This window comes from Serratia sp. CoH_134_PS_4, from assembly GCF_058190535.1.
This window is the reverse complement of record NZ_JBXWKI010000009.1, coordinates 170,649-187,655: the sequence shown is the minus strand read 5'-3', so window position 1 is coordinate 187,655 and position 17,007 is coordinate 170,649. Positions and strand designations below refer to the sequence as shown.

Here is a 17,007-nt window from a genome sequence, read left to right as displayed (position 1 = left end):
GCGGGTGCTTATATGAGCGCCGTCCATGTGGTCAGGCAAAATAATGGCAGAAAATGGACGTTTGTGTTGAGGGGAATGGTAAAGAGCACGAAAAGAAAAGGCCAGGAATTACCCTGGCCTGATGTTATGCCGTTTTTAATGCTTAACGCATGGTAACGAACTCTTCCGCGGCGGTCGGGTGGATCGCGACGGTGTTGTCGAAGTCTTTCTTGGTTGCACCCATCTTAATGGCCACGGCGAAGCCCTGTAGGATTTCGTCCATACCGAAGCCGATACCGTGCAGGCCGACGATCTTCTCTTCTTTGCCCACGCACACCAGTTTCATGCGGCACGGCTGGCGGTGCTGCGTTACGGCGCTGTACATGGCGGTGAAGGAAGATTTGTACACTTTCACGTTCTCTGCACCGAACTTCTCAATCGCTTCCGGTTCGGTCAGGCCAATGGTGCCGATCGGCGGGTGGCTGAAGACCACGGTAGCGATGTTGCTGTAATCCAGGTGCTCTTCCGGTTTGTTGTTAAACAGGCGCTCGGACAGGCGACGGCCGGCGGCCACGGCGACAGGCGTCAGTTCGACGGCACCGGTGTTATCACCCACGGCGTAAATACCCTTAACGTTGGTATTTTGGTATTTATCGACGTCGATATAGCCTTTTTCGTTGGTTTTCACCCCGGTTACGGCCAGGTTCAGGTTATCGGTCGCAGGTTCGCGGCCAATCGCCCATACCAGGCTGTCGACGGTGAATTCCTTGCCGTTTTCCAACTGCAACGTCAGGCTACCGTCAGCGTTTTTGACGATGGCTTTCGGTACCGATTCGGTGTGCAGGCTTGGCCCTTCGGTGTTCATCACTTCCACCAGGGTGTCGACAATCATCGGATCGAAGGTGCGCAACGGTGCGTGTTTACGCACGAACAGGTGCGTTTCGGCCCCCAGCGCGTTCAATACACCGGCGATTTCCACCGCGATATAGCCCGCGCCGACAATGGCAACGCGTTTTGGCATGGCGTCCAGGTCGAAGAAGCCATCAGAATCGATACCGTATTCTGCACCCGGAATATTAGGGTGGCTCGGGCGGCCGCCGGTAGCGATCAGGATATGGTCGGCGGTGATTTTCTCACCGTTGACTTCCACCGTGTGCGCGTCGATAAAGCGTGCAAAGCCTTTGATCACGTCGACTTTGTTTTTGCCGAGCACGTTGTCGTAAGACGTATGGATACGGTCGATATACGCGGTGCGGTTAGCGACCAGCTTTTTCCAGTCAAACGCGTTGACGGTGGTATCGAAGCCGTAATCTGGGCCGTACATATGGATGGCCTCGGCGATCTGCGCCGCGTGCCACATGACTTTTTTCGGTACACAACCCACGTTGACGCAGGTGCCGCCCAGTTCTTTGGCTTCAATCAATGCGCATTTCTGGCCATACATGGCTGCCCGGTTGATCGATGCGATGCCGCCGCTGCCGCCGCCAATTGCTAGATAATCGTAATGTTTGGTCATCTGGGATTTCCATGAATTGTGTGAATCGAAGAGCGTAAGAGTTTAACGCCTGATCCAGGTTTGTCGCAAAGGTTGCGTCGATGGTTGTGATAGGTCGGATAAAGGCGCGGCTGGCCGCGCCCCGGACGCTTATTCCGGTACCACCCAGTTCACCAAATGGTGGCCATGCCCTGACGGCACCAATATTTTGTGCAACCATGGCAGCACGTTTTTCATCTGTTGTTCCAGCTTCCACGGCGGGTTAATCACGATCATGCCAGAAGCCGTCATACCGCGTTGGTCACTGTCGGGTTTAACCGCCAGTTCGATCTGCAGAATATTGCGGATACCGGTAGCTTCCAGCTCTTTTAGCATGCGCTTGATCTGCTGGCGCATAACCACCGGATACCACAGCGCGTAGGTGCCGGTGGCAAAGCGCTTGTAGCCTTCCTGCAGGCCTTTGATCACGTCCTGGTAATCGGTTTTCATCTCGTACGGCGGGTCCATCAGGATCAGCCCACGGCGTGACAGGGGGGGCAACTGTGACTTCAACTGTTGGTAGCCATCGGCGCGTTGCACCTTGGCGCGTTCGTCCTTTTGGAACTCACCGCGCAGGAGCGGGAAGTCGCTCGGGTGCAGTTCTGTCAGGTGGATTTTATCCTGCGGGCGCAGCAATTCGCGGGCAATCAGCGGCGAGCCAGGGTAGTAGCGCAGCTTTTCGGTACGGTTAAAGTGGTGCACGACACGCATGTAGGCCGCCAGTTCTTCCGGCAGATCGTCTCGTTGCCACAGCAGACCGATGCCTTCCAGGTATTCCCCAGTGCGTTCGGCATGCTCACCGCTGAGCTGATAGCGCCCTGCGCCGGAATGGGTATCCAGATACAGGAAGGGCTTCTCTTTTTCTTTCAGCGACTCAATGATCAGGCTCTGAACGGTGTGCTTGAGCACGTCGGCGTGGTTGCCGGCGTGGAAACTGTGGCGGTAACTTAACATGGCTTGTGGTAATTCCTTGTGCTCCTGACGGAGCCGGCTGAACAGAATAAGGCTTATATTCTGCACAGTATAAACTGTCTGGGCGGGAAAAACTGAAATGCGTTACCGCAGACCCTCTATCAAGGAGCAGGGCAATGACTGAATCGGCAATTTTAGCTAATTATCCCGGCGCATCGCGCTGGTCATTCGGCGACAGCCCGGCACTGGCGGACGCGCTGTTGCAATTGGTGCTCGACGGCCAAAAAACCGCAACCTGTTGTTCATATGCCGCTTATCAACAAGAGCAGGCGCCGTTGGTCGGGGATTATAACGTCGTTCTTGATGGCCGCGGCAAACCGGCCTGCGTTATCAGGATCCTGTCCCTGAGGCGGGTTCGCTATGCCGATGTCACGGCCGAAATGGCGGCGCTGGAAGGCGAGGGAGATCAGAGCCTGGCATTTTGGCGGCAGGAGCATCAGGCGTTTTTTACCCGGGAAGGCACCTTTTCGCCGCAGATGTGGCTGATGTTTCAACAGTTCGAGTTGGTTGACGTCCTAGAGTGATGCCGCAGGTGGCTCCAGGGCGGCAACCACCTGCTCGCGCAACCAGCTGTGGGCTGGATCGAGGTGAGAACGTTCATGCCAGACCATCACCATGTCATAGCCTGGCAGTGCCAGCGGTGCTGGGCAGGTGCGCAGATCGCCCAGCAGTTCACCCAGCATGCGTGAAGGCAGCATGGCCACCATGTCGGATCTTGCCAGCAGCGTGGGGATAAACAGGAAGTGCGGCAGCGACATCACGACGCGCCGTGCTAATCCCTGCGCTTCCAACAGCGTGTCGATCAGGGTACGAAAACCGCCTCCGTCCTGTGAAACCATGACAAATTCAAGCTGGCAGAACTGCTCCAGCGAGGGCGGGGTTTGCAATAACGGATGGTCATGACGGCCTACCAGCAGGTAGTTCTCGTGAAACAACGGGCGATGACGCAGCTCGGCAGGGGCTTCTTCACGGGCCAGAAAGCCCAGATCGATCACGCCGTCGGCCAGGTCGCGACTCATGGTTTTGGGTGAGGCTTCGCGGATCGCCAGACGGGATTTCGGCGCAGCCAGCCGCAGTGTGGGCAGCATTGGCAGCAGAATGGCGTATTCGGCCGCGTCGGCGGCGGCCAGTTGCCAGGTCATTTCGGCCTGCAGCGGATCAAACGGCTGTTCTGCGGCCACTAAACGGCCGAGATCGGACAGCGTTTGGCGCAGCGGCGTTAGCAGACCGAGTGCGCGTGCCGTGGGCAACATGCCGCGTGAGCCAGGCAGCAGCAGCGGATCATGGTAAATCTCGCGCAGTTTGGCGAGCTGAATGCTGACCGAAGGCTGGCTAAGATTAAGGCGTGCCGCCGCCCGCGTCACGTTACGTTCAGTGAGCAGCGCTTCCAGCGTGACCAACAAATTGAGATCGACTCGCTTTAAATTGTTGATAACTATCCCTCGTATTAAATCTATCAATTTCAACTATAGCGCTAATCCCCCTACCGTGAAATGGACGTCGGAAACGCCGACGAAACCGCAACGGATAAGGGCGAGATGATGAAATTGAGCGAGTACGTTAACTACGATGCGCTGGGGTTGGCCGAACTGGTACAGCACGGCGAAGTCAGTGCGCAAGAGTTGCAACAGACGGCACAGGCCGCCGTTGCGGCGGTAAACCCAAGAATTAATGCGGTGGTGGAACATTGGGGGCAGCCGCAACCTGAGGGTGAAGGCCCACTGTCAGGCGTGCCTTTCCTGATTAAGGACATCGCCATCAGCATGGCCGGTAAGCGTCTCGAGTTGGGGAGTCGATTGGCGCAGGGCAATATCGCAGCGGCAGACAGCCATCTGATGAGCAATGTTCGTCGAGCCGGGCTGGTGACTTTCGGTCGTACCACTACGCCAGAGATGGCGTTCAGCACCACCACCGAAGCGGTGCTTTACGGCGCGACGCGTAATCCCTGGAACCCGGATTTTAGCGCGGGTGGCTCCAGTGGGGGCGCCGGCGCGGCGGTTGCCGCCGGGATCGTGCCAATCGCTCATGCCACCGACGCCGCGGGATCGATCCGGGTTCCCGCCTCGTCAAATGGGCTATTTGGCCTCAAACCGACACGTGGGCGGGTATCCCATGGCCCGGCGATGGACGAAGTGTTCAACGGTTTTGGTGTTCAACTGGGGCTCAGCCGCACAGTGCGCGACAGCGCAGCGCTACTGGATGCCCTGCAGCATCCGCATCCCGGCGAACCCTATTACACGGCACCGCCAGAGCACACTTGGCTGTCACAGGTTACGTCCGAACCCGGCCGACTGCGTATTGGTATGATGACTCAGGCGTGGAACGGCGGGAAAACCGATCCGCAAATCGCCCAGGCCACGGCCAATACCGCCGTGCTGCTGGGTGAGTTGGGCCATCAGGTGAGCGAAGTCGACATGGCGATTGGCGTCAGTTGGCAGGCGTTGGTGTTCGCCAATGCGCAAATCTGGTGTGCCAATCTGGTGGGTTGGGTCGATGGCCTGAGCCAGGCGACAGGGCGGCCTGTATCAACCGACACGCTGGAGCCGGAAACGCTGGCCTGTTACCGCTACGGGTTGGCCGCCAGGGCGGTGGATATGGTGGCGGCGCTTGAGGTGCGTAACCGGGTGACCCGTGCCGTCGCGGCGTATTTTCAGCAGTACGACCTGCTGCTGACGCCGACCCTGCCTGACTTGCCTTGGCGGCTCGGCCGTTACGGCACAGGGACGGCGGACATGAGCGGCCTGGAGTGGACGGCGCACTTATTCGATCACTCGCCTTTTACGCCGGTATTTAATGTGGCTGGCGTGCCTGCGATGTCAGTCCCCCTGGCGCACGATAAACAACATAACCTGCCGATAGGCATGCAATTTGTGGCCGGTTTTGGCCGTGAGGATCAGCTCTTGCAACTGGCAGGGCAACTGGAGCGGGCAGCGCCCTGGCATCATCGGTCTCCGGCCATTTGGGCAGGAAATGCAGGGGAATAGCAGTCAAAAGGCAAAATATCGGCTATGTTGCTGAAGGGCCTTTTACGGCGGGCCGTTGGCTCGCCGCTGCATTCAGGAGGGGACGATGAACTGCATATTTTGCGAAATGGTGGCGGGCAGGGTGCCGTGCCATAAAATCTGGGAGGACGATAACCATATGGCGTTCCTTTCCATCTACCCGAATACCGAGGGTTTCAGCGTGGTGATCCCCAAGGCGCATTATGAGAGCTACGCCTTTGCACTGCCGGATGAGGTGCTCAGCGAACTGATGCTGGCCACCAAGCGGGTCGCGCAATTGCTCGACCGGGCGTTTGACGACGTGGGGCGCTGCGGCATGGTATTTGAAGGCTTTGGCGTCGACCATGTGCATGCCAAGCTGATTCCGATGCACGGTACCGCTGTGCTGGCGGAGTGGCAACCGATTGAATCGAAATCAGTGAAGTTCTTCGAACGCTATGAAGGCTACCTGTCTTCCCACGACGCAGCGCGTGCCGATGACGAGCATCTGGCCGCGTTGGCAGCGCAGATCCGTGGTTATCAGGACTGAATCGATGGATAGGTTTATAGGGCGGCTGTGTGCGGCCCTGTTTTGTCTGGCTGCGTTTCAGGTTCAGGCAATGGAGAGTTGCACGACCAATAGGCAGGGTAATCCTCCGCATAACCGTTCGTTTTAGCCGCGATGAAAAAGCCAAAGTGAGGCTAAGTGGCGTACCGTTCCGTTAGACGGCACTATCTATCAACGCCCGGCCATTGATTTTCCTGCTCCTTGGCTCCATGTTAGATATTCATACGCATTTTAAGGCCTGCCCGTTGCGGCGGGCCCCAACGCTAATCAGGACTGCCCTATGACAAATCCGTTGCTGACCCCGTTTTCCCTGCCGCCGTTTTCCGCCATTCGCCCTGAAGATATCGTGCCTGCGGTGCAATCCGCGTTGGCCGATTGCCGCGCTGCGGTAGAGCGCGTTGTCGCGCAGCCGGGGCCATTCACCTGGGATAACCTGTGTCAGCCGCTGGCGGAGTCTGACGATCGCCTGTCGCGCATCTGGTCGCCGATTGGGCATCTGAATTCGGTAAAAAACAGCCCGGAGCTGCGCGCGGCCTATGAGCAGGCGTTGCCGTTGCTGTCTGAGTACGGCACCTGGGTTGGGCAGCACGAAGGCTTGTACCAGGCTTATCGCAGCCTGAAAGAAGGGGCGGCATTCAATGACCTGAGTGCGCCACAGCGTAAGTCGGTAGAAAATGCGCTGCGTGATTTTGAATTGTCAGGCATCGGCCTGTCACCGGAAAAACAGCGTCGCTACGGCGAGATCGTCGCGCGTCTGTCCGAACTGGGTTCCACATACAGCAACAATGTTCTCGACGCGACGATGGGCTGGAGCAAGCTTATCACTGATAAAGCTGAGCTGAGCGGCCTGCCGGAAAGCGCATTGGCTCAGGCTCAGGCAATGGCGCAGGCCAAAGAGCAGGACGGCTGGTTGTTGACGCTGGATATGCCGAGCTATTTGCCCGTGCTCACCTACGGCGACAACCGTGCACTGCGTGAAGAGATGTATCGCGCGTTTGCTACCCGTGCTTCCGATCAGGGGCCGAATGCCGGCAAGTGGGACAACAGCGACGTGATGGCGGAAACGCTGGCGCTGCGCCACGAACTGGCCCAGTTGTTGGGCTTTGACAGCTACGCCGACAAGTCGTTGGCGACCAAAATGGCCGAAAACCCGGAGCAGGTGCTCGGTTTCCTGAACGATCTGGCCAAACGTGCCCGTCCCCAGGCTGAGCAAGAGCTGGCTCAACTGCGTGCCTTCGCCAAACAACATTACGGTGTGGATGAGCTGGAAGCCTGGGACATCACCTATTACGGCGAAAAGCAGAAGCAACATCTGTTCTCGATCAGCGACGAGCAACTGCGCCCGTACTTCCCGGAACAGCGCGTGGTGGAAGGGCTGTTCGAAGTGGTTAAACGTATTTACGGCATCACTGCCAAAGAGCGCAAGGATGTGGATACCTGGCATCCAGAGGTCCGCTTCTTTGACCTGTTCGACGCGAGCGGCGAGCTGCGCGGTAGCTTCTATCTTGACCTGTACGCACGCGAGAACAAGCGCGGTGGGGCATGGATGGACGACTGTGTCGGCAGCCTGCGCAAGGCCAACGGCGAGTTGCAAAAACCGGTTGCTTACCTGACCTGTAACTTCAACCGGCCGCTGGGCGACAAGCCAGCGCTGTTCACGCATAACGAAGTGACTACGTTGTTCCATGAGTTTGGTCACGGTCTGCACCATATGCTGACTCAGATCGACACCGCGGGCGTTTCCGGCATCAGCGGTGTGCCATGGGATGCCGTCGAACTGCCGAGCCAGTTTATGGAAAACTGGTGCTGGGAGCCGGAAGCGCTGGCGTTTATCTCCGGTCATTACCAGAGTGGCGAGCCGTTGCCGAAAGAGATGCTCGACAAGCTGCTGGCCGCCAAAAACTACCAGGCGGCGCTGTTCATTCTGCGTCAGTTGGAATTCGGTCTGTTCGATTTCCGCATGCACGCCGAATACAACCCTTCACGGGGCGCACAGATCTTGCCAACACTGGCGGAAGTGAAAAAAAGGGTAGCAGTCGTGCCTTCACCAAGCTGGGGCCGTTTCCCGCATGCTTTCAGCCATATCTTTGCCGGTGGTTACGCAGCGGGTTACTACAGCTACCTGTGGGCGGAGGTGCTGTCGGCCGATGCGTATTCGCGCTTTGAAGAAGAGGGGATTTTCAACGCCGAAACCGGCAAGTCCTTCCTCGACAACATCCTGTCGCGCGGCGGTTCTGAAGAACCGATGGAACTGTTCAAACGCTTCCGTGGCCGTGAGCCGCAGCTGGATGCTATGCTGCGCCATTACGGTATTAAAGGATAACCCCACCGGTGAGCGTGTGTTTATTGTGTGAAGAAGGCGCCGATCCCGGCGCCTTGTCTATTCTGGCGGAACGCTGGCAGTTAACCTCGGACGACGACGCGCTGAAGGCGCTGGTATTGACGCCTGAACGGTTGGAGCTGCGTAAGCGTGACGAACCCAAACTCGGGGCGATCTACGTCGATTTCATTTCCGGCGCTATGGCGCATCGGCGCAAATTTGGCGGCGGACGGGGTGAGGCTGTGGCGAAGGCCGTCGGCATCAAGGGCAGCTATCTGCCGGACGTGGTGGACGCCACTGCCGGTCTGGGGCGCGATGCTTTTGTGCTGGCGTCGCTGGGCTGCAAGGTGCGGATGCTGGAACGTAACCCTGTGGTGGCGGCATTGCTGGACGATGGCCTACAGCGCGGCTATCAGGATGCGGAAATCGGCCCGTGGTTGCGTGAGCGTATGACGTTGTTGCACGCTTCCAGCCTGACGGCGCTGGGTGATATTGAGCCACGGCCGGAGGTCGTGTATCTGGACCCGATGTACCCGCACAAGCAGAAGAGTGCGCTGGTGAAGAAAGAAATGCGGGTATTCCAGTCGCTGGTGGGCAGCGACGATGACGCCGATGGCCTGCTGGAACCGGCACGCCGTTTGGCGACCAAGCGCGTAGTGGTAAAGCGCCCGGATTACGCCCCGCCGTTGGCCAACGTGCCGGCGCATGCGGCGTCGACCACCAAGAGTCACCGTTTCGATATTTATATGCCCTATCCACGGTAATTTGGACGCAGCATGCTGCGTCCCTGCAAGCCACCTTGATACAACGCCAATTATTTAGGGCATAGAGGGCGAAATAGGGAGGTATTCATTGATCCACCTCCCAATTTTATTTTTTACCTTGCAAAGATACTAGCAAGCTTGTGTTCCAGATCGCATGATTCCTTTTCATTTCCCTTCCTATAATTAGATAAATATGAAGAAGACACTCCTTGCCGCTTTGCTATGCCTGGGTACCTCTGCGATGGCCTCTGAACCTGTCAATATCACCATTCTTGGCACGTCTGATCTGCACGGCACCTTTGTGCCCTGGGATTACTCAACCGATACCGAAAACCTGGCCGGCAGCCTGAGCCAAATTGCGACTCAGGTGCATCAGGTGCGCGCTCAGCAGCCGAATGTGATCCTGGTCGATGCTGGCGATACCCTTCAGGGTAACTTTGTCGAAACCTTTAAGAACGATAAAACCAGCCCGATGATCCTCGGCTTTAACGCGCTCAACTACGACGTTTGGGTGATGGGTAACCATGAATTCGACTTTGGCCTCAAACCCCTTTCCACCTCACTGAACCAGTTCAAGGGCACGGCATTGGCCGGTAACATTCTGTGGGACAGCGGTAAACCCTACCTGCCGGCGTATAAAATCATTGAACGCCAAGGCGTGAAAATCGGGATTATCGGCATGGATACGCCGATGACCGCGGAATTTGCCAAGGGCACCGACCGGGTGAAAGGGCTCAACTTTACCGACCCAGTGCAGGCGGTAAAGCAGGTGATTCAGCAGATTCAGGGTGAAGTAGATGCCATTGTGCTGGTCGCGCACATGGGGATCGACAACGAAAACCAGCGCCCAGGCACCGGTGTGGGCGACATTGCTCGCGCTAACCCGGAACTGGCGGCGATTGTTGCCGGGCATATGCACGTGAAAGTCGATAAAGACGTGATCAACGGCGTGATCGTTACCGAGCCGGACAAATATGGCCGCGCACTGTCGCGTATCGATTTACAGTTTGAGCAGCACAACGGCAAGTACGTGCTGATCAACAAAGACAGTTATACCTACCCGATCAAAGGCATCACGTCGGATAAAAAGCTGGAAGAGATTTACCGGCCGTACCACAAGATTCTGCGAGCGAACGCCAACCGACCTATTGCTCAACTGACCGGCCAGGATCTGGTACCACCGGATGCGGTAAAGGGGATTCCGCAGGTTCATGTGCAGGACACCGGCATCAGCAAACTGTATCAGGAAGCCAGCCGTTACTATGCGCCTAAGGCGCAGGTGATTGCGTTGCAGATTGATAACGACCGACCAAAATTGAACGTCGGTACGATCACGGCCAAAGACATCGCTTTTAACTACCAGTATGCCGGCGGTGAGATCACCGTCTATCAACTCAGCGGTAAAGAATTGAAGAAGTACATGGAATGGTCGGCAGGTTACTTTAACCAACTGCATGATGGCGATGTGACTTACAGCTTCAACCCGCAGCGTCGTGCGTCAAAATACTCCACCAATGATTTCTTCGATGGCGTGACCTACAAAATCGACCTGCGCCAACCGGCCGGGCAGCGTATCCGCGATCTGCGCATGGCCGACGGCACGCCAGTGACCGACAGCACGCCGATCCGTCTGGGCATGAACAGTTACCGCATGGGGCACCTGACGCAAAAAGGCGGTGCGTTGGAAGGCATGCAGTTCCCGGTCCTGTCGGACAGCAAGGTGGAATACGGCGAAGAGGCAGGCACCATCCGCAATCTGACTATCCGTTATTTGACCGAGGTGAAAAAAGGTCAGTATCAGGGACAGGCGGTGCAGCGCTGGCAGTTGGTTGGGCTGGAAGGTTATGACCGTGAGCGTAAAATCGTCGAAAAGTTGCTGAACGACGGCAAAATCAGCGTGCCAACCAGCGAAGATGGGCGTTACGGTAATGTCGCGTCATTCAACGTGAAACAGCTCCTGATCGGTGAGCCACAAGCACGCCAACAGCAACAGGCAGCGCTGAAAGCGCAGTTAGCCACCGCCAGCGATCCGGTGGAGAAAAAGCGTCTGAGCGATCGGTTAGTGATTATTGAAGCGATTAATAAGGCCTGATAGTTGCAGGCTCAGCATGCGTAGGGGCTCAGCATGCTGAGCCCACATCATACCGGCTAAAGCTTAATTCCCCTCCAGCAGGCGTTTGCCGACGTCCCCTCCAGGGTGTACCGCCAGCAGCGTTTCTTTGTCGTAGCCACTGCGTTCCATCAGGCAGGCGCAGGCAGCATCGAAAATTGCCAATACCAGCACGATAGAGGTCGTTGCCAGCATATTCAGCGGATCTATTTCATTTTCCACGCCTGTGCTTATCACCAATGGCGAGGCTTTGGCGATCGCCGAATCCGGGTTTTCCGTCACGCCAATCAGCGGTACGCCCTTGGCTTGCAACGTGGGTAACAGGCGGGTCAGTTCGTCGGAATTGCCCCCGCGTGAAATCAAAATCATCAGATCATCACTGCGCAGAAAACCCAGATCGCCGTGTGCCGCGTCGGTGGGATTGAGATAAATGGCCGGTCGTTCCACGCAGGCCAGCATATGGGCAATCTTGCGCGCCGCAATGCCGGAAGTGCCGACGCCAGTGACCACAATTTTGCCCTGACACTCCGCTAACAACGTCAGCAACTTTTGCCAGGTCTGCGCGTCGATGCGTTGTCCCAACTGGGCCAGCTCCTGGCTGTAGATTGCCCAGGCCTCAGTTGCCCGCTGCCATTCCTGTTGCATCAGGCATCCTCCTGCATCAGTTGGCGGTATTTCATATGGTCGTTATACAACTCATGGAACACGCGGTATTTACGGTCATAGTATTGTTTGATTTTGTTGGTTTGCGGCGTGACGGTTTTACCGATACGGCTCATGGCGCTCATCGCTTCCGGCAGGGTATCGAATACCCCGGCGGCCACGGTTCCCATCATCGCGCCGCCCAACAGCATCGCCTCGCTCTCTTCCGGCAACAGCATGGCGCAGCCGGTGGCATTGGCATGTTCCTGCACGAAGATTGGGTTCTTGGTGCCGCCACCGCTGGCCATGATGGTATCGATGCTGTAACCGCTTTGATTCATGGTTTCAATAATATGGCGAGTGCCGAGCGCAATGGCCTGGATCGTTGCCAGATAATGCAGCGCCATGTCTTCCGGCGTGCGGGACAGTTTTAGCCCGGTCAGGGTGCCGGTCAGCGTCGGATTGGCGCGCGGCGAGCGGTTGCCGTGGAAATACGGCAGCATATGAATGTCTTTGGTCAGGTAGGCAATATCCTCCGGCTCGCCAGCCATACGGCGCAGCAGGGCGTTCAGCACTTCATAGATGGTCTGACCCTGCGTTTTTGCCTGCGCCAGCAGTTCCTGATAACACGGGTGCGACTGGATGACGTGGTCAATCAGTGCACCGGTGGCGGACTGGCCACCTTCATTCAACCAGTATTCCGGCAGAATGGCCGAGTAATAGGGCCCCCACACGCCGGGAATAAACCGGGCGGTGCGTGACATGGCCATATGGCCGGTGGAGGTGCCGCCGATCAGTGCGACGCGGCGATTAAAATCAGCCACTTCACCGGAGGCCCCGGTGGCGCCCAGCGTGCCGAGCGTGCCGGCATGGGCATCGATAATCGACACGCTGACCGCCGTGCCGGCGATCAGCCCCATTTCACTGGCGGCACGCTGAGTCAGGCCGTGGCCGAGCGGTTCGCCCATCATTTTGACGTCGCTGCCGATTTTGGCCGCATCGTGCTCTAGCACGTCCTCCAACCCAATTTGTTTGAAATAGCTTTTGTCCCAGCGCTGTTCATGACCAAGATAAGTCCATTTACATACCGTCGAACACAGCGAACGGGTGGCGTCCTGGGTGGCTCGCCAGGTGAGGAAGTCCGGCAGGTCGAACAGGTAACCCGCATTGGCCCAGGTGGTCGGCATATGCTGCTTCAACCACAGCATTTTGGGGGTCTGCATCTCCGGCGAAATGATGCCGCCGACGAAATCCAGCACCCGGTGTTTGGTGGCGTTAATACGCTCGGCCTGAGTGATGGCCCGGTGATCCATCCACACAATAATATTCTGTTCGGTACGGCCGGATGGGCTGACGGTCAGCGGTTGGCCTTCTTTGTCCAGCACCACCAGAGAGCAGGTGGCGTCAAAGCCCAACCCTTTGACCTGAATGGGGTTGATGTCGGCCTGGTTGACTGCATCACGCACTGCGTTGCATACCGCCTGCCAGATATTGTCAGATGACTGCTCAACAAAGTCCGCCTTCGGGCGGTACAAATCGATAGCCCGGCTGGCCTGCCCGACCATGTGGCCATTGAGATCGAACACCCCTGCGCGCGCACTTCCGGTGCCTACGTCTACGCCAATAAAATAGCTCGCCATTATTTTTCTCCTAAAGGTTGTGTCCGCAACCTAAACTTTTCGATTCTGTAACGCGATAAACAAGATCAGCACCGCACCCCACAGGGCCATGGTCAGATAGCTGCTGACGCCCAACAGGTTGAGACCGCTTTCCAGCATTTGCAGCACGATCAGCGCCAGCACCAGGCCGAGAACCCGACCAAACCCGCCGTCTGGGTTAATGCCGCCCAGCACCGAGGCCAGAATGGTCACCAACAGGTAGGATTCGCCGTAACCGGCCTTGGCCGAGTTGAATTTGGCCATCATCAGCAGCGCCGCGCCCCAACCGAGCAGGGCGGACAGGATATAGACCGCGATTTGCACTCTGGCCGTGTTCACCCCGCTAAAACGGGTGGCTTGCTCGTTGGAGCCGATTAAATACAGGCTTCGCCCCAGCGTGGTGTGTTCCAGCAGCAGCCACAGGCCAACGGCGACCAGCAGGAACAGCAGCAGCGCCACCGGGATGCCGAGCAGGCTGCCATTACCCAGATACTGAATCGCTGCCGGGAAGCCGGAGATCACCGCCCCGTTGGACAGCAATATATTCAGGCCGGTGATCAGCGTCATGGTGCCGAGCGATGCGAGAATCGGCGAAACGCCGATCCAGGCCACCAGCACACCGTTAAGTGCACCAATGGCGACGGCAACCAGCAGCCCGGCCAGCAGGGCTAGCACCAGGAACAGGGGGTGATCCGGATGGCTGACGATAATGGCAGCCATCACCAGTGAGCAGGCGTTGGCACCGGCGATAATCGACAAGTTGATGCCGCCGGTCAGCATGGTAATGCCCATGCCGAGCGCCAGCATGCCGAGGATCGGTAACTGCGAGGCGATCGACTGGAAATTGCCGAGACTGAAGAAGCGCGATCCAAGCAGCCCGGCGAACAGCAGCGCCACAACGACAATGATCGCACTCTGCAGGCGGATGATCCGATCGTTCGGGATCAGGCGGGTTAACTGAGTCATGTCATAGCTCCTTGGCCAGCTTACGTTTTTCATTCCAGGCGGTGCTGCTGATGCTGATCAAAATGATCGCGCCGCTGAACACCTGGTGCCAATAGGCCGATACGCTGAGCAGCGTCAAACCGTTCTGCAGGAATGCCAGCAGTACCACACCGAGCAGCGTGCCGGTCAGTGAACCGCGACCGCCCGTCATGCTGGTACCGCCCAGCACCACCGCCGCCAGCACCGTCAACTCAAAGCCGAGCAGGGAGTTGGGCGCCACCGACTGGGTGATCTGTGCCTGCACCACGGCGGCGATGCCCGCCAGAATGCCCATGTAGCCGTAAACGTAGAAATGCAACCGCAGCAGGTTTAGCCCCAGGCGCGACGCGGCATCGCGGTTGCCGCCCATGGCGAAGATCTGGCGACCAAGGCGGGTAAAGTTCATCAGCACGCCAGTGACGATAATCACCGCCAGCAGGCACAGTAGCGGCAGCGTCAGGCCATAGTCATAACCGTCACTCCCCTGGAACGAAAACCAGCTGATGCCATCCATAAACCAGTCGGGGAAACCGTATAACCAGGTACCCTTGGTGGCATACACCAACAGGCCGTAGAACAGGTTCAGTGTGGCAATGGTGATGATGATCGCCGGCACCTTCAGCCAGTAAACCAGAAAACCGTTCACCAGGCCCAGCAGCAAGCCGACGCCGATCGCCAGGCCAAAGGCCAATGGGAAGCCGCCGCCGTGCTGAATCACCCAACTGGCCATCACATACTGGGCGATGGCGGTGATGGCCGGGAACGAAATATCGATACCCCCGGCAATCAACACCACGAAAAGGCCGCAGGCGAGGATGCCGAGAATGGCATAGCTGGTGGCAACATCGGTCAGGTTGCCCAGCGTCAGAAATTCGCTGGTGCTGACGCTCAGGCCAATGGCCAGCAGTAACACCAACAAGCCAAGGTAAAACTCGTGCCGGCCGGCCAGGCGGGCCAGTAATGACTTATCCATTCACCACCTCGGCGATCTGTTGTTCGGTACTCTGGTGCGGCGAAAACTCGGCGATCAGCTCGCCTTTACGCATCACCATCACCCGATGGCTGTTGTAGTAGGCTTCTGGGATCTCATCGCAAATCATCAATACGGCCATGCCGAGTGCGGCCAGATCTTTGGCGATCTGGTAGATCCCCTCTTTGTTAGCGATATCGACCCCCACGGTGGGGGAATCGAGGATCAAAATCTTCGGTTTGGTCGCGACCCACTTGGCGATAGCGATGCGTTGGGCATTGCCGCCTGACAGGGTTTTGACCGGCAACGCGCTGTCGGAAACTTTAATGTTCAGATCGCGGATCAGCCGATTGACCAACTCGGTGGCTTTGGCGTGATCCAGCAGCCCGAGTGAGGTGTGCAATTGATCAAACACCGTGACGATGGTGTTGTCGTAGATCGACTGATCCATGATCAGCCCTTGCGTCAGGCGATCCTCAGACACATAGCCGATCCCATGACGTACAGCTTCGCGGTTGTTATGCAGTTGCACCGGCTGGCCGCCTATCCTGATTTCACCGCTGTCGGGACGCGTCATGCCGAAGAGGCTAAGGCACAGCTCGGTACGGCCCGCGCCAAGTAACCCGACGATCGAGACGATCTCGCCGCCGTGGAGTGACAGATTAATCGCCTGATATTTTCCTTGCCGGCTCAGGTTGCGAACCTCAAGCAAGGGGGCGCCGTCGGTCGGTGGCAGCGCGGGCAGTTGGCTGTAGTGGAAGCGTTGGCCGGTCATCAGGAACGCCAGCTCATGGCTGTCCAGCTGGCTTGCCGGGTAAGTGCCGACCAGCTTACCGTCGCGCATTACGCTGATACGGTCGGCGACTTCCATCACTTCGTCCAGTCGGTGGCTGACAAACACCACGCAGATGCCTGCTGCTTTCAGCTCGTTAACGACCCGCAGCAGGCCGTCGACCTCTTGGCGTGTGAGTGAGGCAGTGGGTTCATCCATGATCACCAGCCGTGCTTCGGCGGCAATGGCGCGGCAAATCGCCACCAGTTGGCGGTCGGCAATCGACAGTTTTTCGACTTTCGCGTCGGGATCGATATGCACGCCGACGCGTGCCATGGCGTCCAGTGCCGTCTGGCGCATAACCCGTTTTCGCACCCAGAAATGGCCGCCCGGCAGATAACGGTGAATGGCGATATTTTCCGCCACGGTCAGGTTGGGGAATAAAGACAGATCTTGATAAATCACCTGAATACCGTAATAGCCAGACAGCTGCGGTGTCAGGGAATGAAAGAGTTTTCCTTCCAACGAAATATTGGCGCCTTTTTCCGGCTGATAAACGCCGGAAATAATTTTAATTATGGTGCTTTTGCCACAGCCATTTTGTCCGGCCAGGCAGTGCACTTCGCCAATATTTAGCGTCAGGTTGATCTGGTCCAATGCCAGCACCCCTGGGAATTTTTTACTGATATTCTCCAGGGTAATAAATGCGGAGGATGTAGCCATAGCGTTAACCTGTGCAGGTTTTTATTATTG

General features: G+C 57.4%; 14 protein-coding genes. 6 read left to right on the top strand and 8 right to left on the bottom strand.

What is annotated here, in order from left to right; translation table 11 throughout:
- Positions 1 to 142: 142 nt before the first annotated feature.
- A complete protein-coding gene (gene gorA, locus AC2FCQ_RS15925) occupies positions 143 to 1,495 on the bottom strand; it encodes a glutathione-disulfide reductase (protein ID WP_404760806.1) in 1,353 nt (450 codons plus the stop codon).
- A 129-nt stretch (positions 1,496 to 1,624) separates the two neighbouring features.
- A complete protein-coding gene (locus AC2FCQ_RS15920; protein ID WP_265556078.1) occupies positions 1,625 to 2,467 on the bottom strand; it encodes a 23S rRNA (adenine(2030)-N(6))-methyltransferase RlmJ in 843 nt (280 codons plus the stop codon).
- A 134-nt stretch (positions 2,468 to 2,601) separates the two neighbouring features.
- Here AC2FCQ_RS15920 and AC2FCQ_RS15915 point away from each other — a divergent pair, with 134 nt between their 5' ends.
- Positions 2,602 to 3,009 carry an ASCH domain-containing protein gene (locus AC2FCQ_RS15915; RefSeq protein WP_490308695.1) on the top strand — a complete coding sequence of 136 codons (408 nt, stop codon included), beginning with the start codon at positions 2,602 to 2,604 and terminating at the stop codon, positions 3,007 to 3,009.
- Here the strand turns inward: AC2FCQ_RS15915 and AC2FCQ_RS15910 are convergent.
- The gene (locus AC2FCQ_RS15910; RefSeq protein WP_490308709.1) at positions 3,001 to 3,918 is read right to left on the bottom strand and encodes a LysR family transcriptional regulator; all 918 of its coding nucleotides are present in this window, start codon (positions 3,916 to 3,918) and stop codon (positions 3,001 to 3,003) included. The two genes, AC2FCQ_RS15915 and AC2FCQ_RS15910, sit on opposite strands and share 9 nt — an antisense overlap.
- Positions 3,919 to 4,023: 105 nt before the next feature.
- Between AC2FCQ_RS15910 and AC2FCQ_RS15905 the strand changes: the two genes are divergently transcribed.
- The 5 genes from AC2FCQ_RS15905 (at position 4,024) to AC2FCQ_RS15885 (ending at position 11,210) form a co-directional block, all read left to right on the top strand.
- Complete coding sequence (locus AC2FCQ_RS15905; RefSeq protein ID WP_490308694.1) at positions 4,024 to 5,469, top strand: amidase; 1,446 nt, start codon at positions 4,024 to 4,026, stop codon at positions 5,467 to 5,469.
- An 85-nt stretch (positions 5,470 to 5,554) separates the two neighbouring features.
- Positions 5,555 to 6,016, top strand: a complete 462-nt coding sequence (locus tag AC2FCQ_RS15900; RefSeq protein WP_404760809.1) for an HIT family protein — start codon at positions 5,555 to 5,557, stop codon at positions 6,014 to 6,016.
- Positions 6,017 to 6,314: 298 nt separating this feature from the next.
- Entirely contained in the window at positions 6,315 to 8,357 is a 2,043-nt protein-coding gene (gene prlC, locus AC2FCQ_RS15895) for an oligopeptidase A (RefSeq protein ID WP_265556074.1), read from the top strand.
- Positions 8,358 to 8,365: 8 nt separating this feature from the next.
- The gene (gene rsmJ / locus AC2FCQ_RS15890; RefSeq protein WP_490308693.1) at positions 8,366 to 9,118 is read left to right on the top strand and encodes a 16S rRNA (guanine(1516)-N(2))-methyltransferase RsmJ; all 753 of its coding nucleotides are present in this window, start codon (positions 8,366 to 8,368) and stop codon (positions 9,116 to 9,118) included.
- A gap of 193 nt (positions 9,119 to 9,311) precedes the next feature.
- A complete protein-coding gene (locus tag AC2FCQ_RS15885) occupies positions 9,312 to 11,210 on the top strand; it encodes a bifunctional metallophosphatase/5'-nucleotidase (protein WP_490308692.1) in 1,899 nt (632 codons plus the stop codon).
- Between the two features lie 63 nt (positions 11,211 to 11,273).
- Here AC2FCQ_RS15885 and AC2FCQ_RS15880 read toward each other — a convergent pair whose 3' ends face one another.
- Genes AC2FCQ_RS15880 through AC2FCQ_RS15860 form a run of 5 tightly spaced genes read right to left on the bottom strand, consistent with a single transcriptional unit; the run spans position 11,274 to position 16,977 of the window.
- Complete coding sequence (locus AC2FCQ_RS15880) at positions 11,274 to 11,873, bottom strand: KpsF/GutQ family sugar-phosphate isomerase (protein WP_265556072.1); 600 nt, start codon at positions 11,871 to 11,873, stop codon at positions 11,274 to 11,276.
- Positions 11,873 to 13,510, bottom strand: a complete 1,638-nt coding sequence (locus AC2FCQ_RS15875) for an FGGY-family carbohydrate kinase (protein ID WP_209639331.1) — start codon at positions 13,508 to 13,510, stop codon at positions 11,873 to 11,875. The genes AC2FCQ_RS15880 and AC2FCQ_RS15875 overlap by 1 nt, the downstream gene beginning before the upstream one ends.
- Positions 13,511 to 13,540: 30 nt before the next feature.
- Complete coding sequence (locus AC2FCQ_RS15870) at positions 13,541 to 14,494, bottom strand: ABC transporter permease (protein ID WP_209639328.1); 954 nt, start codon at positions 14,492 to 14,494, stop codon at positions 13,541 to 13,543.
- A gap of 1 nt (position 14,495) precedes the next feature.
- Entirely contained in the window at positions 14,496 to 15,485 is a 990-nt protein-coding gene (locus AC2FCQ_RS15865; RefSeq protein ID WP_209639324.1) for an ABC transporter permease, read from the bottom strand.
- Complete coding sequence (locus AC2FCQ_RS15860) at positions 15,478 to 16,977, bottom strand: sugar ABC transporter ATP-binding protein (protein WP_404760813.1); 1,500 nt, start codon at positions 16,975 to 16,977, stop codon at positions 15,478 to 15,480. Before AC2FCQ_RS15860 ends, AC2FCQ_RS15865 begins: the two co-directional genes overlap by 8 nt.
- Positions 16,978 to 17,007 lie beyond the last annotated feature (30 nt).